This window comes from Tritonibacter litoralis, assembly GCF_009496005.1.
GTDB lineage: Bacteria > Pseudomonadota > Alphaproteobacteria > Rhodobacterales > Rhodobacteraceae > Epibacterium > Epibacterium litoralis.
In genome coordinates, this window is record NZ_WIBF01000008.1 from 140,231 (window position 1) to 163,284 (window position 23,054).

Below are 23,054 nucleotides of genomic sequence, written 5' to 3' on the forward strand. Positions count from 1 at the left end.
CCTGCCAACCGGGGCCTAAGTATCGGAAGGGTGGACGTGTCCGAACCAGCTTCGATTTCCGCAGGCATTGCCGCGCGCTATGCCACCGCGATCTTTGAGATCGCGGAAGAGAGCAAGTCTCTCGATAGTCTTGAAACCAGCATTAACGACCTGGCCACCGCATTGGCTGACAGCGCTGAGCTGTCTGAGCTGATCAACTCCCCGGTCGTTTCACGTGACGCACAAGGTGCAGCGATCATTGCTGTTGCGGAAAAGATGGGTGTTGATCCCATTGTTCGCAACACGCTGGCGCTGATGGCTGAAAAACGCCGCCTGTTTGTACTGCCTGCGCTGATTGATGCGCTGCGTGCGCGTCTGGCCGAAGCCCGCGGTGAAGTCACCGCCGAAGTGATCTCAGCCAAAGCGCTGACAAAAACCCAGAGCGAAAAGCTGGCCAAGACTTTGGCCGAACGCGTGGGCAAGAAAGTCACGATTAACGCAAGCGTCGATGCAAGCATCATCGGCGGACTCGTCGTAAAAGTGGGCTCGAAGATGATCGATAGCTCGATCCGCTCCAAGCTCAACTCTCTACAGAATGCAATGAAAGAGGTCGGATAAATGGGTATCCAAGCTGCAGAGATTTCTGCGATCCTGAAAGACCAAATCAAGAATTTTGGTCAAGAAGCAGAGGTGGCCGAAATCGGTCGCGTGCTGTCCGTCGGTGACGGTATCGCTCGTGTATACGGCCTGGATAATGTCCAAGCCGGCGAGATGGTCGAATTCCCCGGTGGCATCATGGGCATGGCTCTGAACCTGGAAGCCGACAACGTTGGTGTTGTTATCTTCGGTTCTGACCGTGACATTAAAGAAGGCGACACCGTTAAGCGCACCAACTCCATCGTGGACGTACCTACAGGTGACGGTCTGCTGGGCCGCGTTGTTGACGGTCTGGGCAACCCGCTGGACGGCAAAGGTCCGATCGTTTCGGACAAGCGTGGCGTTGCAGACGTCAAAGCGCCTGGCATCATCCCGCGTAAATCGGTTCACGAGCCGATGGCAACCGGTCTGAAATCCGTTGACGCGATGATCCCGATCGGCCGTGGCCAGCGTGAGCTGATCATTGGTGACCGTCAGACCGGTAAAACTGCCGTTGCTCTGGACGCGATCCTGAACCAGAAAGTTTACAACGAAGCTGCAGGCGACGATGAGTACAAGAAACTGTACTGCGTTTACGTTGCTGTTGGTCAGAAGCGCTCGACTGTTGCGCAGCTGGTTAAAAAGCTCGAAGAAACTGGTGCGATGGAATATTCCATCGTTGTGGCCGCAACCGCGTCCGACCCGGCACCGATGCAGTTCCTGGCGCCTTATGCGGCGACCGCAATGGCCGAGCACTTCCGTGACAACGGCCGTCACGCGCTGATCATCTATGATGATCTGTCCAAGCAAGCGGTTGCTTATCGTCAGATGTCCCTGCTGCTGCGCCGCCCGCCGGGCCGTGAAGCCTACCCTGGTGACGTTTTCTACCTCCACTCCCGCCTGCTGGAGCGTTCTGCGAAGCTGAACGAAGACTTCGGTGCTGGCTCGCTGACCGCGCTGCCGATCATCGAAACCCAAGGTGGCGACGTTTCCGCGTTTATTCCGACCAACGTGATCTCGATCACCGACGGTCAGATCTTCCTGGAAACCGAACTGTTCTACCAAGGTATCCGTCCTGCTGTGAACACCGGTCTGTCGGTTTCGCGTGTGGGCTCCTCGGCTCAGACTGATGCGATGTCTTCGGTTGCCGGTCCGGTGAAACTGTCGCTGGCTCAGTACCGCGAGATGGCTGCGTTTGCTCAGTTCGGGTCCGACCTTGACGCCGCAACCCAGCAGCTGCTGAACCGTGGTGCACGTCTGACAGAGCTGATGAAACAGCCGCAGTACGCGCCGCTGACCAACGCAGAAATCGTTTGCGTCATCTTTGCGGGTACCAACGGTTACCTGGACAAAGTCGACGTCAAGGACGTAGGCCGTTTTGAAGCAGAGCTTCTGACCTTCCTGCGCGCCAAAAAGGCGGATTTCCTGGACTGGATCCAAACCGAAGATCCGAAGTTCAAGAAGGGCGAGCCCGTTGAAAAGATGAAGGCTGTTCTCGACGAATTCGCAGCTGACTTCGCATAAGGAGAGAGTAGGACATGCCTTCTCTCAAGGACCTTAAAAACCGGATCCAGAGTGTGAAAAACACTCGGAAGATCACAAAAGCCATGCAAATGGTGGCCGCGGCGAAACTTCGCCGCGCCCAAGAAGCTGCTGAAGACGCACGTCCCTATGCCAAGCGGTTCAACGCTGTGATGGCGGGGCTGGCGGCTTCGGTCGGCGGCAGCGATACCGCGCCCAAATTGATTGCGGGCACCGGCAGCGACCAGGTTCATCTCCTGGTCGTCCTGACGGCGGAGCGCGGCCTCTGTGGCGGCTTCAACTCCAACATCGCGAAACTGGCGCGTCAAAAAGCCAATGAGCTGAAGGCCCAAGGCAAAACCGTAAAAGTTCTTACGGTTGGCAAAAAAGGCCGCGACGCCCTGAAACGCGATTTCGAAGACTTGTTCGTTGGTCACGTAGACCTCACCGGCCTCAAGGCTGTGGGTTATGCCAATGCACAGGACATCGCAAAAGACGTGCTGACGCGTTTTGATGCGGGTGAATTCGACGTTGCAACGATCTTCTTCTCGGAGTTCGTGAACGTTGTGACCCAGATCCCGACCGCGCAGCAGATCATCCCGGCCTCTTATGAGGCAAGCGAAGACGAAGGTCTTGCGGCTGAATACGACTACGAGCCCAGCGAAGAAGCCATTCTGGCTGACCTGCTGCCGCGTGGTGTGGCCACTCAGATCTTCTCGGCGCTGCTGGAGAACGGTGCATCTGAACAAGGTGCCCGGATGAGTGCGATGGACAATGCGACCCGCAACGCGGGCGAAATGATCGACAAGCTGACCATCGAGTACAACCGCTCGCGTCAGGCTGTGATCACCAGCGAACTGATTGAAATCATTTCGGGCGCTGAGGCGCTCTAAGAGACAACCGGAGACCATAAAATGGCAAATGCAAAAGGTAAGGTGACCCAGATCATCGGCGCCGTTGTAGACGTCCAGTTTGACGACCAACTGCCCGCGATCCTGAACGCCATCACCACCGACAACAACGGTAAGAAACTGGTTCTGGAAGTTGCCCAGCACCTGGGTGAAAACACCGTTCGTACCATCGCGATGGACGCGACCGAAGGTTTGGTTCGTGGCCAGGAAGTTGTCGACACCGGCGCGCCGATCACCATCCCCGTTGGGAACGCGACCCTGGGTCGTATTCTGAACGTTGTGGGTGAGCCCGTTGACGAAGGCGCGCCTGTAGACGCGACCGAGACTCGCGCGATCCACCAGGAAGCGCCGGAATTCAACGAACAGTCCACCGAATCCGAAGTTCTGGTAACAGGCATCAAAGTTATCGACCTGCTGGCGCCTTACGCCAAAGGTGGTAAAATTGGTCTGTTCGGCGGTGCGGGCGTTGGTAAAACCGTTCTGATCATGGAACTGATCAACAACATCGCAAAAGTGCACTCGGGCTACTCGGTGTTCGCAGGTGTTGGTGAACGTACGCGTGAAGGTAACGACCTTTACCACGAGATGATCGAATCCAACGTTATTAAGCCTGACAACCTGGAAGATTCTCAGGTGGCTCTGGTTTACGGTCAGATGAACGAACCTCCGGGAGCGCGTGCCCGTGTTGCTCTGACAGGTCTGACCCTGGCGGAACAGTTCCGTGACCAATCCGGTACCGACGTTCTGTTCTTCGTCGACAACATCTTCCGCTTTACCCAAGCGGGTTCCGAGGTGTCCGCGCTTCTGGGTCGTATCCCGTCTGCTGTGGGCTACCAGCCGACACTGGCAACCGACATGGGTGCGATGCAGGAACGTATTACCTCGACCAAGAACGGCTCGATCACCTCGATCCAGGCTGTTTACGTTCCCGCGGATGACCTTACCGACCCGGCGCCTGCGACAACCTTTGCTCACTTGGACGCGACAACCGTTCTGAACCGTGCGATCTCTGAGCTGGGTATCTACCCGGCGGTTGACCCGCTAGACTCGTCCTCGCGTCTGATGGACCCGCAGATCGTTGGTGAAGAGCACTACAAAGTCGCCTCCGACGTTCAGCAGATCCTGCAACGCTACAAGTCGCTGCAAGACATCATCGCGATCCTTGGCATGGACGAACTGTCCGAAGAGGATAAGCTGACCGTGGCACGTGCGCGTAAGATTCAGCGCTTCCTGTCGCAGCCGTTTGACGTTGCAAAAGTCTTCACCGGCTCTGACGGTGTTCAGGTTCAGCTGGAAGACACCATCTCGTCGTTCAAAGCGGTTGTTGCTGGCGAATACGATCACCTGCCCGAAGGCGCTTTCTACATGGTTGGCGGCATCGACGAAGTGATCGCAAAAGCCGAGAAAATGGCTGCTGAAGCGGCCTAAGGAGTATCCCGATGGCTGACACCATGCAATTTGACCTCGTAAGCCCCGAGCGAAGCCTAGCTTCGCTCCAGGCGAGCGCGGTTGTGATCCCAGGCGCGGAAGGCGACATGACGGCAATGCCGATGCATGCGCCGACCATCACCACCCTGCGCCCGGGTCTCCTGAAGGTCGAAAGCCCGGAAGGAAACTCGGAATATGTGGTTACCGGCGGTTTTGCTGAAATCGGCGTCGAGGGCCTGTCGGTCTTGGCCGAAAAAGCGGTTCCGACCTCTGAGCTGACACGTGAGCAGTTGGATGCCTTTATCGAAGAGGCACGCGCGGCACACAAGGAAGCAGTGGACAACGAACAGCACGACCTCGTCAGCGACGCGGCAAAACTGTTGGCAGATATGGAAGCCCTGGGCACCCATATCGGTCTCTGACCTGCTCAGATCGCATAAAAGAGACAAACGAATCGGCCCCCAATTCGGGGGCCTTTTTTTTGTGCATAAAGGTGAGTTTTCAACTTATCTTTTTTGCAAAAGTTAAATGCTAATATTTTGATATTCATACATTTTACGATCACTTAATTGAGTTGAAAGGTCTTCTTCATACGATGCACAGATACCGTTTCAAAATGTGAACCACGGTATTGCGACTGTTTTGCGTGTTGTAGCGCTTGGGAGAAGACGGATTGGGTGGAACCAACAATCCCAGAAGCTCCGAATGAGCCTGCATCCAGCAGCTGAAAGGCGTGATCGCTCGCGTGTCGGGTGCACGATTATTAAATGGTGAAGTTCAACAGGGGATGTTGATGATGACGTTACGGAATTTTGTACTGTTGCTGATTGCGGTACCTACATTCGCCCTTCTTATGATTGGGGGGCTCAAGGCGTTCGGCGATTTCGCTGATCTCAGAAATGCGAACAAGACATTGCATACGACCGAAGAAGCGCTGCTGATTGCGGACCTTGTGCATTATCTGCAGGTGGAGCGCGGTCTCAGTGTGCGCTACCTCAAAAAAGAGTCACCTGAATTGAAAGCGGAACTGGACAAAACCCGCGGTAAGGTGGACGAAGATTTCCGTCTGACCCATGAGCTGGCGCAAAATATTTTGCGCAGCAATATGGAGCTTTCGGTGATGCGCGACCAAGTTGACCGTGGTGCCATTGAAGCGCGCGAGATCAAGCAGGCGTTTTCCAAAGCGATTACAGCTCTGTTGGATGAATCCGCGGCCGAGCTGCTGCACCAGTCCAACTCGGAACTGGTCAATATCTCTTCCGGCGTTGTTGCGCTGGACCTGGCCAAGGAAGCGGCGGGCAAACAGCGGGCTGCGGGTGTTGCTGTCTTCACGGAAGGTGGCGGCGATCTGAAGGATTACCATGATTTTGTTGCCTATGGTGCAGCTGAATTTGAACAATTGCACCGCGCCCAAGCCGTATTGAGTGAGTATCTGCCGGGGCTGGACCTTGAGGCACGCGCTGTTGAAATCGGCCTGAAGGACGTGATCTATCGTGTGGACACCGAAGGCCCGGCCCTTGACCGCCCATATATGTCTGCGGAGGAATGGTTTGCCCTGTCGACCGAATGGGTCAATTACCTGCACGATGTCGAAGTGGACATGGCAGATATCCTGATCACCAAGGCGACCAAGGCCAAGAAAGCTGCGTTGACCGGTCTGATTTTTGACAGCGTCTTGATCTTCCTCTCAGCCTTCGCTTGTTTGGGCCTTGGTTTCAAACTGTTGCGGACGTTCAATACGCAGATGGACACCGTGCAAGGAGATCTGGATCGCCTGGCGCGCAAGGAATTTGATTTCCGCCCGGCCTATGTGGATGCGCAAACCGAAATGGGTCAGCTTAGCCGGTCCATGGACACCACGCGCGTCGCGCTGAAGGAGGCCGAAGAAATTCTGGTCGCCAAAGAGCGGGATCGCAAATTGGTGATTTCCGAACTGGATACGCAATTGGGGCGCATGTCTAATCGGGATCTGAACTGTATCATTACGTCGGATTTCCCGACCGAATACGCCGCCCTGCGGGACAGCTTCAATTCGACTGTTCGCACTTTGGCAAGCTCGCTCCAGCAGGTTGTCCAGGCATCAACCAGCATTCAAAGCGGAGCAACCGAAGTCAGCCAGGCGGCAGATGATCTGTCGCATCGCACCGAAAGCCAGGCCGCAACGTTGGAAGAAACCGCCGCTGCCCTGGAACAGCTCAGCGTTTCGGTTGCCTCTTCGGCCGAAGGTGCACGCCGGGTGGAAGGGATCATGGTTGACGCACGCCAAGAAGCTGAAAACAGCGGCGTGGTTGTCCAGGATGCCGTCACAGCCATGCATGAGATCGAGCAATCCTCGGACCAGATCGTCAAGATCATTGGCGTGATTGATGACATCACCTTCCAGACCAACCTTTTGGCGTTGAACGCGGGCGTTGAAGCCGCGCGTGCCGGAGAGGCAGGCCGTGGCTTTGCGGTGGTGGCTTCTGAGGTTCGGGCCTTGGCGCTGCGCTCTGCGGAGGCCGCAACCGAGATCAAAGAGCTGATCGGTGAAAGTTCCAACCAGGTTCGCCAAGGTGTGGATCTTGTGGGACGGGCGGGCGAAGCGCTCAACAATATTGTGGGTCAGGTCAACCATATCTCTGAACTGGTCACAGATATTGCAACCGGTGCGTCTGAGCAGTCCACAGGTCTGAATGAAATCAACGTCGGCGTGACCCAGCTGGATCAGGTGACCCAGCAAAACGCGGCCATGGTGGAAGAGACAACCGCAGCGGGGCATTTGCTGGCCTCTGACGCATCTGGCCTGTCCGAGATGGTGCAAGGGTTCAAACTGCCCAGCGACGCCACTGTTGGCCAGAGTGGTCTGGCGCAACAGGCGGCCTAGAGCTGCTGTTACAATGACAATTGCCTGCGCCTTTTGATGAAGGCGCGGGTCGTTTTCCTGTTTGCTGGGCAGGGGGATTGCCGCTGGATGTGGAAAACCTCCGACGCTCTGCCTTGCCGCGCGTCGGCGCATGGGCTATTCCGCCGGTCGTAACATAACGACACCTGCGAGGAGGCCACTATGGCCAAGACCAAGAAACAGCCCCGCCCCAAGGCGCAGACGCCCAAAGGGTTCCGTGACTATTTTGGTGAAGAGGTGACCCAACGCACAGAGATGCTGCGGGCCATTGCGGGTGTCTACCATCATTACGGGTTTGACGCGCTCGAAAGCTCTGCTGTGGAAACAGTGGAAGCTTTGGGCAAGTTTCTGCCGGATGTGGATCGTCCCAATGCAGGCGTCTTTGCCTGGCAGGAAGCGGAGGAGGGCGACAAGGGCGACTGGATGGCCCTGCGGTATGACCTCACCGCTCCGTTGGCGCGCGTTTATGCTCAGTTTCGCAATGATTTGCCGTCGCCCTATCGTCGCTATGCAATGGGGCCGGTCTGGCGCAACGAAAAGCCGGGACCGGGACGGTATCGCCAGTTCTATCAGTGTGATGCGGACACGGTTGGTACCGCGTCCATGGCGGCGGATGCAGAGATCTGCATGATGCTGTCGGACACCCTGGAAACCGTTGGCATTCCACGCGGCGATTATCTGGTGCGCGTGAACAACCGCAAGGTTCTGAATGGCGTGTTGGAGGCCATGGGCCTGGCCGAGGACGACCCCAAGCGTGATGATGTTCTGCGCACCATCGACAAATTCGACAAGGTGGGCGAGGCCGGCGTGCGCGAACTGCTGACCAAAGGGCGGCTGGACGCCTCGGGTGCCTTTATCGACGGTGTTGGTCTGGGCGAAGCGCAGGCTGATCCTGTGATTGCGTTCCTGACGTCCAAGGCGGACGACGTGGCAGGCACCATGGCAAACCTGCGCAACGCGGTGGGCGACAGCAAGGTTGGCCAAGATGGTATTGCGGAACTGGAACAGATCGGCGAACTGTTGGCCGCCTCGCAATATGGCGCGGACCGCGTGTTGATTGACCCCTCCATTGTGCGCGGGCTTGGCTATTACACGGGGCCCGTGTTTGAGGCTGAACTGACCTTTGAAATCCTGGATGAAAAAGGTCGCAAACGTCAGTTTGGCTCTGTCTCGGGCGGGGGCCGCTATGACGGCTTGGTCAAACGCTTCACCGGACAGGAAGTGCCTGCGGTGGGGGTCTCAATTGGCGTCGATCGTCTGCTGGCCGCGCTGCGCGAAAAGGGACGTCTGGCCGCGACGCCAACCGGCCCGGTTGTGGTGACCGTCATGGATCGTGACCGGATGGCCGATTACCAGGCCATGGTGGCCGAGCTGCGCAAAGCAGGCATTCGGGCCGAAGTTTATCTGGGCAATCCCAAGAACTTTGGCAACCAGCTGAAATATGCGGACAAACGCAACTCTCCCATTGCTGTAATCGAAGGCGGCGATGAAAAAGCGCAAGGCATCATTCAGATCAAAGATCTGATCCTAGGGGCCAAGATCGCCGAGAACGCCACGTTGGAAGAGTGGAAAGAACGCCCCAGCCAATTCACAGTCGCGCGCGGGGAACTGGTGGCCAAGGTGCGTGAAATCTTAGAGAGTCAGGAACAGTAACAATGGCCAATACGTCTGACATTCAAGCCCGCGCCCAGCGGTTGCGGATGAATTTCGAGGCAGCAGGCGCCAAACTGGTTGAACCGCCGATCCTGCAATCGGCGGAAACACTGCTTGACCTTTATGGCGAAGATATCCGGGCCCGCGCCTATGTGACCTCGGATGCGCTGCGTGGTGAACAGATGCTGCGTCCGGACTTTACCGTCCCCGTGGTCGAGCGGCACATGCGCCAAAGCGCTGAGCCTGCGCGCTACACCTATGCGGGCGAGGTGTTTCGCCGTCAGGAACATGACCCTGATCGCGCCAATGAATATGTGCAGGTGGGATATGAGGTGTTTGACCGCGCCAATCCTGCCGCTGCGGATGCCGAAGTTTTTGCATTGATTTCGATGCAGCTGCGTGATCTTCCGGTGCGTCCAGCTTGTGGCGACATCGGTATCTTGACGGCTGCGGTTCAGGGTTTGAACACCTCTGATCTACGCAAATCCGCCCTGATGCGCCACATCTGGCGACCCCGCCGATTCAAATCGCTGCTGGATCGGTTCGCCGGACGTACGACGGTCAGCGAACACCGCGAAAAACTCCTCAGCACCGAAGGGGCCGTGTCAGCCTCGGCACCCGAAATTGGCAAACGCCGCGCCGCTGATATCGACGCCCGGATGGAGGCTTTGCGAGCCGATGCAAAAGTGGCTCCGATCTCGGAGAATGAGATCTCGGCACTGGAAACGCTGCTTGCGGTGCGTGAGACGATCCCTTTTGCGGTGGAGCAACTGCGGGATGTTGCCGTTGATCTGCCAACCATTTCACATGCGCTTGACCGGCTGGATGCACGGGTTGTTGCGATGCGCGCGCGCGGCATTGACGTGGATAACCTGGAATTCGAAGCGTCTTATGGGCGCACCTCGATGGAATACTACGATGGGTTTGTCTTTGGCTTTTATGCCAACAACCGTCCCGATCTGCCAGCAATCGCAACCGGCGGTCGCTATGATGCATTGACGCGGTATCTGGGCAACGGCCGTGAAATTCCAGCCGTCGGTGCGGTTCTGCGTCCCGATCTGATGCTGCAGCTCGAGGAGGGTGCACAATGAGCCTGAAACTGGGTGTGCCCTCTAAAGGGCGTCTGATGGACAAGACGTTTGACTGGTTTGCCAAACGCGGGCTGACACTTTCACGTACAGGGTCCGAGCGGGAATACGCAGGCCGCGTAGACGGTATTGACGGGGTTGAACTGGTGCTGTTGTCCGCCAGCGAAGTGCCGCGCGAATTGGCAGCAGGCCGTATCCACCTTGGGGTGACCGGTACGGATTTGTTGTTGGAGAAACTGCCACGTTGGGAGCAACAGGTCGAAGAGGTCGCGCCGCTGGGGTTTGGCTTTGCCGATCTGATCCTTGCGGTCCCGCAGTTCTGGATCGATGTGGATGGGCTGGATGACTTGGATGCCGTTGCAGCCCGGTTTCGCGTCGATCACGGCCACCGCCTGCGCATCGCAACCAAATACCACCGTCTGGTGCGCGAGTTTCTGGGCGATGCCGGTGTTGCCGATTACCAGCTTGTCGACAGCCAAGGGGCAACCGAAGGCACCGTCAAAAACGAAACGGCTGAGATGATAGCAGACATTACCTCCACCGGTGAAACTCTGCGCGCCAATCACCTCAAAATCCTCTCGGATGGCCTGGTGCTCAAATCACAAGCCACCCTGTGGCGCAGCCGCACGGCCAAATACGAGGCCGAGGATAAGGCGACGCTGAACCAACTTCGGGATCTGTTGGACAGCTAAGCCCGCCATCGAACGCGACCGCCCGCGCGCTTTACGCGCGGGCCATGCCCAACGCGAGGACGGGCATTTTAATGCCCGATCTCGGGGCGGGAGCCCTGGCCTTGATGTTTCTCTGCCCGATGCCTCTTGCCTTTGACAGGCGGCTCTGCCTCAGTAGCCACGACCAAGACCGTGAGAGGCCCCATGACTGACACGCCCAAACCCTTCGCCCCCGGAGCCTTTTTGCATCTGCGCGCAAACCAGTTGGCAAAAGGTGCCCCCATCGCCCCGCCCATCACCACGGCCTCGATGTTTCACCTGCCCGGGCAGCCCGATGGCTCTGATTTCTATGGACGGGCCACCAATCCCACCTGGAATGACGTTGAAAAACAGCTCACCGTGCTCGAACAGGCGCCGACGCGCCTTTTCCCATCGGGCATGGCGGCAATTTCAGCAGCACTTTTTGCCACCTGCCGCAGCAAGACCCGGCTGTTGCTGCCATCTGATGGCTATTACACCACGCGGCTGCTGGCGGATCGGTTTCTGGCACAGCTCGGCGTCACGGTGGTGGAGCGCCCAACGGCGGCCTTTGAGGATGGCGGCTTTGACGGGTTTGATGTGGTTTTCCTTGAAAGCCCCTCCAATCCGGGGCTGGATATGATGGATATTGCGGCAACGGCTCAGGCCGTGCGGGCGGCGGGCGGCATCACCATCGCCGACAACACCACGCTGACACCGCTGGGGCAGCGTCCATTGGATTTGGGCGTCGATATCGTGGTCTCTTCTGACACCAAGGCGATGGGCGGGCATTCGGACCTGCTGCTGGGCCATGTGTCCAGCCGCAATGATGATGTGATGGAGGCCATAACGGACTGGCGGCTTTACTCTGGTGCCATTCCAGGTCCACACGCCGCCTGGCTGTTGCATCGAGGGTTAGAGACGTTGGAGGTGCGTTTTGACCGCATGTGCCACAACGCGGAAGCCCTTGCCGCGCGGCTGGCCGAACATCCCAGCGTCCAAACCCTTCGTTTCCCAGGTCTGCCGCAGGATCCGGCCCATAATCTGGCGCGCGCGCAATGCAGCCGGTTTGGCTTCCTGATCAGCTTTACGCTGGCAGATGAGGCCACAGCAGAGGCCTTCATCAATGACTGCCCTCTGATCCGCCCGGCAACCTCGTTTGGCGGTGTGCATTCTTCGGCTGAACGGCGTGCACGTTGGGGCGATGCGGTGGATCCGGGCTTTGTGCGCTTGTCGGTTGGGATTGAACCGGCGGAGGAGTTATGGGCAGCGATTGAAGCCGCGCTCTAAGGGGCAGGGCGCTTCATCGCTTTGATCCGGGCCGGGTCCGGGCGCAGCACTGCGCCGTTTCGGTCAAATGCCGTTTGAAATGAGAATGCCGCGGGGCTTGGGCCTGCCTCGTGTAGCTGCATGTAACGGGTGACGCCCTCACTCCAGGTGGGATTGTCTGCAGCCCCCGTATGCCACCACATCACCAGCGGCGGCCACGCGCCAGATTGGAACCAGTCGCCGCCACGGTCCAATGCCACCTTGTGCAGCCCACCATAGGTAAAGGCGAGGATGCTCTCCAAATCCTCCCACAATGATAGGGTGGCGGGTGACCACCCATCGCCCTTTTCTGTGTAGAAGGGCGGGTATACTTCATCGCCCCAGGGCGCGGGGCCCGGATCCGAGGCATAGCCAGAGCGCGCGATCAGACCGGGGGCCTGATCCACCTCGTCAAACACGCGGTCATTCAGCGCATAAAACCCGTCATTGGCAGGATCATCTGCGGGTTTGCGAAACAGACCAAACGTGTAAAGGGCAAGGGGCATGGGCGTGACCTCTCAGCGCGCGGGGTGAAACAGCCTTACCATTGATCTGTCAAATCGCGCGCCGCTTTGTCAGATCACACCAATTTCCGCGAGCGCCTGTGACAGTTCTGCTGGCAAAGGCTCTTCTTGTTTGCGAGTGCCTGACAGATCCGCCGGGCTGTCTTCGACCTTCAGATAGCGCCACCCCTGAAAGGGACGTTTCAGCGCGGTTTGGGTCATGTGGATCTCCGGCTCCAAGACGATGGCACAGCGCCGCACACCGTCCTCGCCAATGACTTCCTCCATCCGTAGGATGCGCTGGCGACATTGGATCTGGCCTTTGATCACCCAAAAAATAGATCCGCCATTCAGGATTTCAGTCTCGCGCTTGGGCCACATGCGGGTCACGTGGCGCGGCAGCCCATCCGGCCAACGCGCCGCATATTCCGCCTGCCAGGCCGCCAAAGTTTCCACGCTTTCCGTGCCAACCGAAAGTTTCACCAGATTGACTGTCTTATCCACAGCTTCCCCACAGAGTCGTCCCAAGAAATTGCGGTATATTGTAGGTCACGGTTTGGCGGGGGCAAGGTCTTGTGGTATGCTCGTCAGTAAATTGCTGCTGAGTGGCTTTTTTCGCATTGTGATTTTCACGAGCCCTGTAGTATCGATCCCGTCTCTTCCAGGCACCCGATTCATAGGAACCACTGAATGACCCGCTTTGCTGCCCCCATTGCTGAACAAATCTGGGATATGAAATACCGTTTCAAGGAAGCGGATGGCACGCCGATTGACCAAAGTGTCGAAGACAGCTGGCGCCGGATTGCGCGTGACCTGGCGCGTGTGGAACAGGACGCTGAGGCCTGGGAAGAGACATTTTATGCCGCGCTGGAAGATTTCAAATTTTTGCCTGCGGGACGTATCACAGCCGGTGCAGGCACGGCCCGTCAGGTGACACTGTTCAATTGTTTTGTCATGGGCACTGTGCCGGACAGCATGGCGGGCATCTTTGACATGCTGAAAGAAGCGGCGCTGACAATGCAGCAAGGTGGCGGGATCGGCTATGACTTCTCGACCATCCGTCCACGGGGGGCGGATGTGAAGGGTGTGGCCGCAGATGCATCGGGGCCATTGTCGTTTATGGATGTCTGGGACGCCATGTGCCGTACCATCATGTCTGCGGGGTCGCGCCGTGGGGCGATGATGGCGACGATGCGCTGTGACCACCCGGATATTGAGGCCTTTATCTCCGCGAAATCCGACCCCGCACGTTTGCGGATGTTCAATATGTCGGTTCTGGTCACCGATGATTTTATGGAAGCCGTCAAAGCTGATGGGTCTTGGGAGCTGGTTTTTGCGGATAAAGTTTACCACACCGTGCAGGCGCGGGATCTGTGGAACAAGATCATGCAGGCGACCTTTGACTATGCGGAACCGGGGGTGATCTTTATCGACCGGATCAACAAGGCCAATAACCTGAACTATGTCGAGGATATCTGCGCGACAAACCCCTGCGGCGAGCAGCCGCTGCCGCCGTATGGCGCCTGCCTGTTGGGGTCGATCAACTTGGCGCGTTTGGTGAAGAACCCGTTTGACGCGGACGCGGAGCTGGATCCCACAGCCCTGTCAGCGCTGGTGGCGACGGCTGTGCGGATGATGGACAATGTGGTGGATGTGTCCAAATTCCCGTTGGACGCACAGGCGCAGGAAGCACAGGCCAAACGCCGGATTGGTCTGGGGGTGACAGGACTGGCGGATGCGCTTTTGATGCTGGGGCTGGAATATGGCACCGACGAAGCGGCGCGTCAGACGGATCGCTGGCTGCACGCGATCGCCCGCGCCGCCTATCTGGCGTCGGTGGATTTGGCCAAGGAGAAGGGGGCGTTTCCCTTGTTCGACGCGGAAAAATATCTGGCGTCCGGCAATATGATGAACATGGACGAGGACGTGCGCGACGCCATCCGTGAACACGGCATCCGCAATGCGCTGCTGACCTCCATCGCGCCAACCGGCACCATCAGCCTTTATGCGGGGAATGTGTCATCCGGGATCGAGCCGGTTTTTGCCTATGCTTACACCCGGAAGGTCTTGCAGAAGGATGGCAGCCGCACCGAAGAAGAAGTGGTGGATTATGCGGTCAAAATGTTCCGCGATAAATTCGGCGCGGACGCGGCCCTGCCGAGCTACTTTGTGAATGCACAGACGCTGGCACCAGCCGCGCACGTGAAGATGCAGGCGGCGGCACAAAAATGGATCGACAGCTCGATCTCCAAAACCATCAACTGCCCGGAAGACATTTCCTTTGATGATTTCAAGGATGTTTACATGCAGGCCTGGGATCAGGGATGTAAGGGCTGCACGACCTATCGACCCAACGATGTGACCGGCTCGGTTCTGTCTGTGTCGGAGAGCAGCGAAAAGGCACCGGGTGAGGGGGCCGAGACGCCGCAATCAGATGAAGGCGCGGAAGTGGTTTACATGTCCGAACCGCTGGACCGTCCGCAGTCCTTGGAAGGATCGACCTACAAGCTCAAGTGGCCGGATTCGGAACATGCGATTTACCTGACCATCAATGACATCATCATCGGCGGGCATCGCCGCCCGTTTGAGGTCTTTATCAACTCCAAGAACATGGAACATTACGCCTGGACCCTGGCGCTGACACGGATGATCTCGGCTGTGTTCCGCCGAGGTGGGGACGTGTCCTTTGTGGTGGAAGAGCTGAAAGCCGTGTTTGATCCGCGCGGTGGAGCCTGGGTAAAAGGGAAATACATCCCATCGATCTTGGCGGCCATCGGCGGTGTGATCGAGACCCATATGGTCAAGATCGGCTTTATCGAAGGCGAGGGCATGGGGCTTAAATCGGATCCGCAGGCCGAGGTTGTGAACCTGGATCAGCGCCCCGGCAAAGCTTGCCCGTCGTGCGGCGAATTCACTTTGCAGATGGTCGAAGGGTGCATGACCTGCACCAGCTGCGGCTATTCAAAATGCGGGTGATCTGACGCGTTTGGCGTTCCTGTGAAAACCCACATCAGTTTGCAATTTGACCAGCATAAATTGCAACTCTGACCACTAAAAGTTTGCCATCGCCCCTATCGGTCGGTGGCAAATACCTTTCTGGGAGTGAAGCAAGACCGATCAGGTGTTTGGCGATTATTTCCGTTCTGACGGTTGCATTTAGTGAAACGGTCCATTGCCGCCACGAACCAGGATTTTAGAACGCTGCGGGGCGCGACAGCACAACTAACAATCTTGGCATCGAACATCATGGGGCCTATGGTGATCCCAACAAGCTACCGAAGTGTTGTAAGATATTAGATTTGAAGAGAAGAAGACTGCGTTGAAGGCTCACCAAACGAAACCGATACGCTGGGCAGGCAGCAAGCTTCCAATAGCTTCCCGCTTGGAACGCTATATTGATTTTGACAAGGAATACTATGAGCCATTTGCAGGCTCCGCGGTGCTGTTTTTTCGTAACAGTCCGCGAGACGCTTACCTCAATGATCTCAATGGTTCTTTGGTCGACTTCTATCGCGATGCGCGCACCCACCCTGAGAAACTCTGGAAAACTTACTCAACGCTTCCCGCCGACAAAGAGACGTACTATTGGGTGCGATCTGAATTCAATCGACTGAGGAAATGTGTTCGGCGATCTGCTTATTTTCTCTACCTCAACCACCTTTGCTTCAACGGTATTTATCGGACAAACCTAAAAAACCAGTTTAATACGCCGTTTGGCGGAGGTCGCCTCAAACTGATTGATCAAGAAAGCTTCTTTGGCTTCTCAGAGCTGATCCGAGATGTGGAATTTCACAGCCTTGACTTTGAGAATTTCTTGACGTTGGTGAAACCCAGAAGCGGAACAGTCTATATGGATCCGCCATATTACACCGAAGGGCAAAGAGTTTTCCGCGAATATGGGCCCAAGACGTTTTCGCACGATGATCTAATTCGTCTGTCGGATTCAGCGAGAAAATGGGCCAACAGAGGATGTCGCGTTGTTGTTTCTTACCGCGAATGTCCTGAATTTCGCGATTTATTTGGTGATTGTATTCAGGAGGAAGTCAGCGTTTCCAGAAACGTGGGGGGCTTTAAGAGTAGGCGAAATAGTCAAAAAGAACTTATTGCAGTGTTGGCGTAAATGAAATTTCTCATAATTAGCGACATCCATGCAATGTCAAAGGATCTTCTCAACTTAACGGAAAGCTCCCAATCGAAACCTGGCAGCAGCAGTATCGGCGGCTACAATGGATCTACGCGGGGCAGTGTCTACATTGAAGATCGCACGACAAAGGCAAACCGGCTACTCGCTGTCCCAGAATACCTGATAGATGCTGGCTTGAATCAGGACATCGACTTTCTAATTTGCCTCGGTGACATGGCTCATCAATGCAAGAGAGGGGTACTTCAGTTAATTTGGCAGCAGCTGAATGACATCGCCAATGATCTTAGTATATCAAATATTTGCGCGGTCAGTGGAAACCATGATGTTGCTTCACATGAAGTCGATTTTCAGAACGGATCGCCAGATTCGATACTGAAGAATTTGCGCCCTCCTTTCCCGATGGCTGATCCCGAACTTCGAAGGGATTACCATGGCAACCAATTCGCGGTTATCGAAGAGGGGGATGTGGGATTGGTTCTTGTCGATACTACTTCGCTAATTGGATACCAAGGACAAAGGAAAGCTGACCTGTGGAACAAAGGCTTTATCAGTAACGAGTTAATTAGCGGAATAAGAGCGAGCATCACCTCTTCAGACTGTAGCGCGTTCGTCATCGCAATGCACCATCACCCCACGAGAGTGCACAAGCTCCAGGATGTTGAAACAGATTACATCGAAAACGGTGATAACTTCCTTACGATGCTTCAGGATACTGGTAAGCCGTGCTTCCTACTCCATGGACACAAGCATTTTGTGAATTTTCGACGATATAATGAGCGTCAAAACTCGCCATGGATTTTCTCGGCATCCAGCTTAGCCGCCACTCCTTATCCTGGAATGCAGGAAAGATATAAGTGCCAGTTCCACATACTGGATTTCGCATTGAACCCAAACACTAAAGAAATATCCGGGCAGATAGCGAGCTGGGACTGGGTCGCAGGTCAATGGGAAAAAGCTGGGTCGACAGGAATGACCCATTTAATTGGATTTGGCCGTCAATCCTCTCTCAAGGACATGGCGGAAAAGATTAGCTCCGTTGTTTCGGAAGGTGGGACACTGCGAGGTAAGGGTGCGTTTGATGAAGTCCCCGATCTAAGATACCTGACACAAGATGATATTTTCGATCTTCAGAAGCTACTGAAAGAAACTCATTCCGTTGAGATGATTGCCTCGCATGGCGTTCAGAAGTTTGCTTTTTATGCGGAGGATGACTGATGTCCGAAGCCTCGACCGCTTACAATGCGCGAAACAGTGATCCCAAACAAATCGCTCGATCGTTTGTGAAGCCAACTGATTTCGATAAGATCATCGGGTTTCAAAGCAAGGTACTGGTGGGACCCAGGGGAATCGGAAAAACAACGATCCTCAAGCTCCTAACGCCTTCGGGACTCCACGAACTCAAGAAGCGCCCTGCTTTCAAAGATTTCAAGCTGGACCACGTTCCGTTATACATTCCTGCTGACACACTTTGGAAAGGTGAAGCCAGTGCCTTCGAAGGCATGCAAAGTTTGGGCCGCTCAAGCATAAACGCAGAAACTGTTCGGTTTGTTCAGAACGCGTTGTTTGTTGATTACTGTCTTTATGAAGTTATCGCGTCGGTTCAAGATGCAGCAGAGATCGCATGCGAGTATGGTTCGGAAAAGCCGGATTGGTGCATTGATATTTCTCCTTCGGTCGAAGCAAAGATCTGCGAGAACTGCGCCGATTTTTGGGGTTTGCCAACGAGGCCGAAGTCCTTTTTGGGCCTACGCCTTGCCCTCCTCAAGCGGCAAAACAGAAGGTCAGCCCTGATAAACTCCCTTGATGATCCCGACTTTTCCCGCATTGAGGCTGAAGAGCCGTTGGACTTGTTTATCATGCTGCAGGGATTCTTTACGATCATGGAAGACCTGACCGGCGTTAGGAAGTGGGCTCTCCATTTTGACGAGATGGAAATTGCACCGCAGTTCATCTTGGCATCAATTTATGAGCGTTTGCGTTCGTTTGACAGGCGTGCGGTCATCAAGTTCTCGTTGTTCCCGTATATTGACTTTGTCAAAGAGAGTGAGAGTGCCCGCATCAGCCCAAGAGAAGGACATGACTTCGAAACCATTACATTGAGTGGAAAATTCAAGAACGAAAGCTACCAGTTTTCTTCTGAGTTGGTCTCCAGGATTTGCGAAGGGCAAGGACTCAAGGCCACTGATTTCATCGAGTATGTGAACTCTGCAGCAGATCAGACTACACTGGCGTTTGACAAGAACGGTCATCGCAAGAGGAAGTACCAGGCAATTTTTCGAAGCTTGGCAAAGAAAGATACATCGTTCGCCGCGCACCTCAGCGACAATGGGATAGAGATACCAAGAATTCCACAATACACGGAGCACGATAGAGCACCTTCAGTTAGGAAATTGGGAGGGATTTCTGAGTTTCGCAATCATTACCTTCGGTCTTTCACTAAAGGGCAAGGCCGAAAGCTCTCCAGAAAATCATACCACTACTTTAATAATTACGATCAGCTCCTCAAGTTGACTGAGCAAAACCCGAGAGCTGTCCACTTCTATTGTGATGACATCATTAAGTGTATGACTGATGGCAAGCCGGCTCAGGGTGCATTGAAAAGTGTCATTGAAAAAAACGTGAACAGGTTTAGAGCGCTTGTTGCCACCCAGTCCGTCCCATTTGATCCCATCAACAACAAAATGTCGCATGTTCTTGATGTAGTCGACAACTTTGGGGAAGCTCTTTACACGAAGCTGATCTCGAGTGCGTTTTCTCCTGAACCGCAGCTCGCGTTCAAAGTTGCGCAGAGCATGGATGACTATTCCCTTAAGATATTGGGAATTGCCGTAAACACGGGAGCGATAATTCTCGATGAATCCAATCAGCGAGGGCTCCATTTGGATCTGCGAGGCTTACGATTTAGAGTTTCTTACCAGCTTTCACCTTGGTACCCCCTTCCAACGCAGACAGGCAGTGAAAGAAAGATCTCCCACCTTGGGTTCCATAAGCCAACTGCCCAGACAGCTTTATTCGACTGGGAGGACTAAAATGTCTGAACCTATTTCGTGCGCAGAAAAGTCTCTTCCAAGAGTTTTGGTCGGGGCATTGGGATACGAAGCCAGGTCGTCTCAGTTTATGCTGTCAGAGGATCTGGATGTTTACCAAGAAGTTCTCGTTTTCGACTATGAAGCAGAAAACCTTCATAGCTATTTAGAGAACAAAGAGATTTACAGTAACTTATTGGGAGGTCGAGCCAAGGCGTGTTCCTCAAAGTCTGAAATTGTTCTGGAAATAGGGCGCCTTAGCCAAACCTTCCGGGATTCTGGGTTTGAAATTTCTGTTGACTTTAGCTCTTTGGACCGCGGCTTGATTGCAGATTTGGTACTGGCGATCTATAGGAACAGGTCAGTGATTAGATCGTTGGAAGTTCTGTACTTTCCACAGACTTTCTCAAAGCCAGAACTGAAATTAGAAACCGTCACCAAGTTTGGACCGATCTCGCCTGAGTTTTCCGGGTCGTCTCGGTCGAGCACTCAAAAGCTCTGCATGATTGTTGGTGCTGGATATGAGTTTGGGAAAGTCATCGGCGCGCAAGATCGTCTTGAGCCAGATGAGATGTATGTTTTTTCTCCGGTAGGAACAGACCCTAAATTCGAGGATGCTGTAAAAAAGGCCAACTACGAGTTTGAGTTCATTGGTGACACGAAAAACGTTGTCAACTACAATCTCTCCGAGCCCGAAGAGACCTTTTCTTCATTGTTTGAATTGGTGAGGCACAAGAAATCTACCCACCGAGTGCTCCTACTGCCAATGGGACCTAAAATCCTTGCTGTTTTTAGTTTGCTTATTGCTGTTCGGTTTCATCCAGATGTAAGAGTTTGGCATTATTCGACCCACAAATCTGGCGACCCTCAGATATCTAATGCATTTGCTTCTGGCCAAAGGATTGCTTTGAGGTTCTCATCTGCTGCCATATTTGGAGAGCCTCAGGATTGATACATTGTGGGAACGCTCAAGGTTGTCATAGTCCGAGCCGTGCATCTCATAGTCTCCTATTTGATGGCTTTCACTTAGTACCCAAGAACTGCGTGCCGAGGGGAGCGACATCCGCAATCGACGTCTGGTTCCCATCTCTGGATCTGCGGGTTCACATTTGTAACATCCTACCGTTTCCCGCTCATTGTTGAAGCCCCGTCGGTTCAGTCGGCGGTTCCCGTGACTCCAATCTTCTCTCGAATTGGAAGCTTTGGAGGACTCGGTGCGGTTCAATCCAACACTGCCATAACGGTTGTGACACCGCTGAAAAAACAAACCTCATCAGTGCCACCTATGGATATCTCCTACATAGTTGTTTGGCCCAGAATTTCAGAAAACAGGTGCACAATCTCAGACTTGCTGATCGAAGGGCAACCCGCTGTGTTTTGCCGAACTGTATCGAAGTCGATCAGTTCGAATTGTGCTCGCAGGAGACAAGGGTCGTAGTTCGCTCGCAGAAAGTAGTGCGAATTCTTGCTTCCGGCCTCGGAAAGGGATTTGATGCGTCCGGCGTTTGCGCCGACGCGCTGAAGAGCGAAGTCCGCTTCCTCGGGGGTGCAAAAAGCGAATGCGGCATGTGTGGTAGGTTTACGTGAGGCTGGCCGTAAATCCGTGCGACGCTCCCAGACTTGAAAACAAGAAGGCACCGAATACACTGCACCTTCGAAAACAAAGGCTTCGTCCGGCAGCACAAGCTCGTTGACGAAGTGAAAACGCCGATCCAATTGTCTCTGGATGCTATCCTTACGGAAGCTACGGGGCACAATGAAGGCGATAGCATCTGCAAAAGTCGCTGCCTTATTGAAGAACTTAATCGCCTTTCGTGCCACCCGACCAAATGGCGGATTCCCAATGGTTACGGTGCTGCCCAGGTCATGAGGTGGTGCCCAATGAAGAAAATCTGCTTGAGTTATTTTTGGTCCGCGAGGCGCGATGTCGAGAGCAAGGCAAGCCTCACCAAGTTGGCTGGAAAATGCTACGGTACCAGCTGAAGGTTCCAAAACAGTATCAAACTTGTGATGCGCTAACTGGTCCTCGGAAAATGCAATGCATTGGCGGGCGATAGTCGGGATGGTGTAAAATTGGTCGAGGCTGCGGGCGTCGGTTGAGCTGGTGGTCACGGTTGGTCTCCTGAGTTCTGAGCTCAGGAGGTCGGTCCGAAATACTAAGTTCAGAAACGCTGAGTTGGATTGCTCCGATTAGGGAACTGCATTTCTGCAAGCTGAAGATCATGGTGAAGCCGACCGAAATCTACCGCTTCTGTTGTATCTGGGACGCGCCCGGAAAATGCAGAGCCGCGATCCAGCAAAAGACCAGAAAAACCAGACTGTGGACGCCGGCTAAGCGCCAGGGAATGTCCGAGTTCCGCTCCTCTGGCAAATGGCATGAGAGGCCCAGAGCCGACTTTGGGAGCGTCGTTCGGTTTCTGTGGTTAGCCCGCTTTCTGGACGTTCGCCGCAAACCCGAAACCCCTACTTGGTCGAATTGACAGGTCGAGGACGTATTAGCCGTTTGCTATCGCGTAAAAAATGGCCGCTCGTACCTGTTTTACCAGCGATCCGCAATGCTTACATGTAGTCAAACAGAGCACTCCAAGCGAGCCACTCACACCATTTTTGAAACGGAGAGAATTGATGATCAACGATGTTGCTCCATTGGGCGGTCAGACAATCGGCAAAGCCGCAAGTCGCGAAGATGCCTGGTGGCTTTGATGCCGCTATGGCCTAAGGCCATTTCCTTTGAATGACGCTTCAGCGGTAAGTTTAGAGGATGCTGAGAATGGAGCGAAGGTGTGGACTGTTCCCTGCGAGCATACCCAATACCCATATGATCGTGCTGCCTTTGAAAATCGGCGTCGTGACGGCTTAGCTACATTAGAGAACGGCCTTCCAGCATGGCCGGTTGCTGAAGAAAATGGGATAGCCTTCCAAACCTTCAAACAACGGCTCAAACGAGGCTGGTCGGGCGAAAGAGCAGCAACCGAAGGAGTACGGGAGATAGCGCATAATCCGGATGATGAATGGGAAGTAATTGCGCTTGAGAACGGGCTATCTGTCCGTGCATTTCGCAGCCGTGTGCAGGCTGGTTGCCCTGAAGCCATCGCCGCAACAATGGGGCTAAGTTGGCGAAAGTGGTAAGACGCGCTCTTAGCAGGCGCACCTGGCCTTATCTGGTCATTCTGGCTCATCGAAGTAAGAGCCTGGTTTGAGCCCTCACTGACCATCTCGGCGCTTTGGGCGGTCGACGGCAATGGGCAGATAGCGACCTTTGCAAAGTGAAGTGAACAGCCCATACT

Annotated in this window: 19 protein-coding genes; 16 read left to right on the top strand and 3 right to left on the bottom strand. The window is 54.8% G+C overall.

Features of this window, described 5'->3' with window-relative positions; genetic code table 11:
- Positions 1 to 36 precede the first annotated feature (36 nt).
- The 10 genes from GFB49_RS13555 (at position 37) to GFB49_RS13600 (ending at position 12,076) form a co-directional block, all read left to right on the top strand.
- Entirely contained in the window at positions 37 to 597 is a 561-nt protein-coding gene (locus GFB49_RS13555; RefSeq protein WP_343032576.1) for a F0F1 ATP synthase subunit delta, read from the top strand.
- Complete coding sequence (atpA, locus tag GFB49_RS13560; protein WP_153216424.1) at positions 598 to 2,139, top strand: F0F1 ATP synthase subunit alpha; 1,542 nt, start codon at positions 598 to 600, stop codon at positions 2,137 to 2,139. It abuts the gene before it with no gap.
- 14 nt (positions 2,140 to 2,153) lie between these two features.
- Positions 2,154 to 3,029: a F0F1 ATP synthase subunit gamma gene (locus GFB49_RS13565; RefSeq protein WP_153216425.1), complete on the top strand. Its 876-nt coding sequence runs from the start codon at positions 2,154 to 2,156 to the stop codon at positions 3,027 to 3,029.
- 21 nt (positions 3,030 to 3,050) lie between these two features.
- Positions 3,051 to 4,475 (top strand): F0F1 ATP synthase subunit beta, encoded by a 1,425-nt coding sequence (gene atpD, locus GFB49_RS13570; RefSeq protein ID WP_153216426.1) that lies wholly within the window; start codon positions 3,051 to 3,053, stop codon positions 4,473 to 4,475.
- A gap of 11 nt (positions 4,476 to 4,486) precedes the next feature.
- Positions 4,487 to 4,897, top strand: a complete 411-nt coding sequence (locus GFB49_RS13575; RefSeq protein ID WP_153216427.1) for a F0F1 ATP synthase subunit epsilon — start codon at positions 4,487 to 4,489, stop codon at positions 4,895 to 4,897.
- Between the two features lie 371 nt (positions 4,898 to 5,268).
- Positions 5,269 to 7,338, top strand: coding sequence for a methyl-accepting chemotaxis protein (locus GFB49_RS21260; RefSeq protein ID WP_246149724.1), 2,070 nt, complete (start codon positions 5,269 to 5,271; stop codon positions 7,336 to 7,338).
- Positions 7,339 to 7,518: 180 nt separating this feature from the next.
- A complete protein-coding gene (gene hisS / locus GFB49_RS13585) occupies positions 7,519 to 9,009 on the top strand; it encodes a histidine--tRNA ligase (RefSeq protein WP_153216429.1) in 1,491 nt (496 codons plus the stop codon).
- Positions 9,010 to 9,011: 2 nt separating this feature from the next.
- Positions 9,012 to 10,100 (top strand): ATP phosphoribosyltransferase regulatory subunit, encoded by a 1,089-nt coding sequence (locus GFB49_RS13590; protein WP_153216430.1) that lies wholly within the window; start codon positions 9,012 to 9,014, stop codon positions 10,098 to 10,100.
- Positions 10,097 to 10,789 (top strand): ATP phosphoribosyltransferase, encoded by a 693-nt coding sequence (gene hisG, locus GFB49_RS13595; protein WP_153216431.1) that lies wholly within the window; start codon positions 10,097 to 10,099, stop codon positions 10,787 to 10,789. Before GFB49_RS13590 ends, hisG begins: the two co-directional genes overlap by 4 nt.
- 183 nt (positions 10,790 to 10,972) lie before the next feature.
- On the top strand, positions 10,973 to 12,076 hold the full coding sequence (locus GFB49_RS13600; RefSeq protein WP_153216432.1) for a cystathionine gamma-lyase: 1,104 nt from the start codon (positions 10,973 to 10,975) through the stop codon (positions 12,074 to 12,076).
- On the opposite strand, the gene GFB49_RS13605 is transcribed toward GFB49_RS13600, so the two are convergent.
- Both GFB49_RS13605 and GFB49_RS13610 read right to left on the bottom strand, forming a co-directional pair.
- Complete coding sequence (locus GFB49_RS13605) at positions 12,073 to 12,600, bottom strand: DUF3291 domain-containing protein (RefSeq protein ID WP_153216433.1); 528 nt, start codon at positions 12,598 to 12,600, stop codon at positions 12,073 to 12,075. The two genes, GFB49_RS13600 and GFB49_RS13605, sit on opposite strands and share 4 nt — an antisense overlap.
- 69 nt (positions 12,601 to 12,669) lie before the next feature.
- The gene (locus GFB49_RS13610; protein WP_343032577.1) at positions 12,670 to 13,101 is read right to left on the bottom strand and encodes a DUF1489 family protein; all 432 of its coding nucleotides are present in this window, start codon (positions 13,099 to 13,101) and stop codon (positions 12,670 to 12,672) included.
- 186 nt (positions 13,102 to 13,287) lie between these two features.
- Here GFB49_RS13610 and GFB49_RS13615 point away from each other — a divergent pair, with 186 nt between their 5' ends.
- From GFB49_RS13615 to GFB49_RS13635, 5 genes are all read left to right on the top strand, one after another.
- The gene (locus GFB49_RS13615; protein WP_153216435.1) at positions 13,288 to 15,573 is read left to right on the top strand and encodes an adenosylcobalamin-dependent ribonucleoside-diphosphate reductase; all 2,286 of its coding nucleotides are present in this window, start codon (positions 13,288 to 13,290) and stop codon (positions 15,571 to 15,573) included.
- Between the two features lie 343 nt (positions 15,574 to 15,916).
- Positions 15,917 to 16,717: a DNA adenine methylase gene (locus GFB49_RS13620; RefSeq protein WP_153216436.1), complete on the top strand. Its 801-nt coding sequence runs from the start codon at positions 15,917 to 15,919 to the stop codon at positions 16,715 to 16,717.
- Positions 16,718 to 17,956, top strand: a complete 1,239-nt coding sequence (locus tag GFB49_RS13625) for a metallophosphoesterase family protein (RefSeq protein WP_153216437.1) — start codon at positions 16,718 to 16,720, stop codon at positions 17,954 to 17,956.
- On the top strand, positions 17,956 to 19,770 hold the full coding sequence (locus GFB49_RS13630; RefSeq protein ID WP_153216438.1) for an ORC-CDC6 family AAA ATPase: 1,815 nt from the start codon (positions 17,956 to 17,958) through the stop codon (positions 19,768 to 19,770). The genes GFB49_RS13625 and GFB49_RS13630 overlap by 1 nt, the downstream gene beginning before the upstream one ends.
- A gap of 1 nt (position 19,771) precedes the next feature.
- Positions 19,772 to 20,719, top strand: coding sequence for a hypothetical protein (locus GFB49_RS13635; RefSeq protein ID WP_153216439.1), 948 nt, complete (start codon positions 19,772 to 19,774; stop codon positions 20,717 to 20,719).
- A 344-nt stretch (positions 20,720 to 21,063) separates the two neighbouring features.
- On the opposite strand, the gene GFB49_RS13640 is transcribed toward GFB49_RS13635, so the two are convergent.
- Positions 21,064 to 21,879, bottom strand: coding sequence for an SAM-dependent methyltransferase (locus GFB49_RS13640; RefSeq protein WP_153216440.1), 816 nt, complete (start codon positions 21,877 to 21,879; stop codon positions 21,064 to 21,066).
- 618 nt (positions 21,880 to 22,497) lie between these two features.
- Here GFB49_RS13640 and GFB49_RS13645 point away from each other — a divergent pair.
- A complete protein-coding gene (locus GFB49_RS13645) occupies positions 22,498 to 22,896 on the top strand; it encodes a hypothetical protein (RefSeq protein WP_153216441.1) in 399 nt (132 codons plus the stop codon).
- Positions 22,897 to 23,054: the final 158 nt, after the last annotated feature.

Bases quoted from the DNA above. Each gene is read 5' to 3' on its own strand.
- GFB49_RS13635 (WP_153216439.1), top strand. From the start codon at position 19,772: ATGTCTGAACCTATTTCGTGCGCAGAAAAGTCTCTTCCAAGAGTTTTG.
- GFB49_RS13590 (WP_153216430.1), top strand. From the start codon at position 9,012: ATGGCCAATACGTCTGACATTCAAGCCCGCGCCCAGCGGTTGCGGATG.
- hisS (WP_153216429.1), top strand. From the start codon at position 7,519: ATGGCCAAGACCAAGAAACAGCCCCGCCCCAAGGCGCAGACGCCCAAA.
- GFB49_RS13565 (WP_153216425.1), top strand. From the start codon at position 2,154: ATGCCTTCTCTCAAGGACCTTAAAAACCGGATCCAGAGTGTGAAAAAC.
- GFB49_RS13625 (WP_153216437.1), top strand. From the start codon at position 16,718: ATGAAATTTCTCATAATTAGCGACATCCATGCAATGTCAAAGGATCTT.
- GFB49_RS13605 (WP_153216433.1), bottom strand. From the start codon at position 12,600: ATGCCCCTTGCCCTTTACACGTTTGGTCTGTTTCGCAAACCCGCAGAT.
- GFB49_RS13615 (WP_153216435.1), top strand. From the start codon at position 13,288: ATGACCCGCTTTGCTGCCCCCATTGCTGAACAAATCTGGGATATGAAA.
- atpA (WP_153216424.1), top strand. From the start codon at position 598: ATGGGTATCCAAGCTGCAGAGATTTCTGCGATCCTGAAAGACCAAATC.
- hisG (WP_153216431.1), top strand. From the start codon at position 10,097: ATGAGCCTGAAACTGGGTGTGCCCTCTAAAGGGCGTCTGATGGACAAG.
- atpD (WP_153216426.1), top strand. From the start codon at position 3,051: ATGGCAAATGCAAAAGGTAAGGTGACCCAGATCATCGGCGCCGTTGTA.
- GFB49_RS21260 (WP_246149724.1), top strand. From the start codon at position 5,269: ATGATGACGTTACGGAATTTTGTACTGTTGCTGATTGCGGTACCTACA.
- GFB49_RS13600 (WP_153216432.1), top strand. From the start codon at position 10,973: ATGACTGACACGCCCAAACCCTTCGCCCCCGGAGCCTTTTTGCATCTG.
- GFB49_RS13575 (WP_153216427.1), top strand. From the start codon at position 4,487: ATGGCTGACACCATGCAATTTGACCTCGTAAGCCCCGAGCGAAGCCTA.
- GFB49_RS13630 (WP_153216438.1), top strand. From the start codon at position 17,956: ATGTCCGAAGCCTCGACCGCTTACAATGCGCGAAACAGTGATCCCAAA.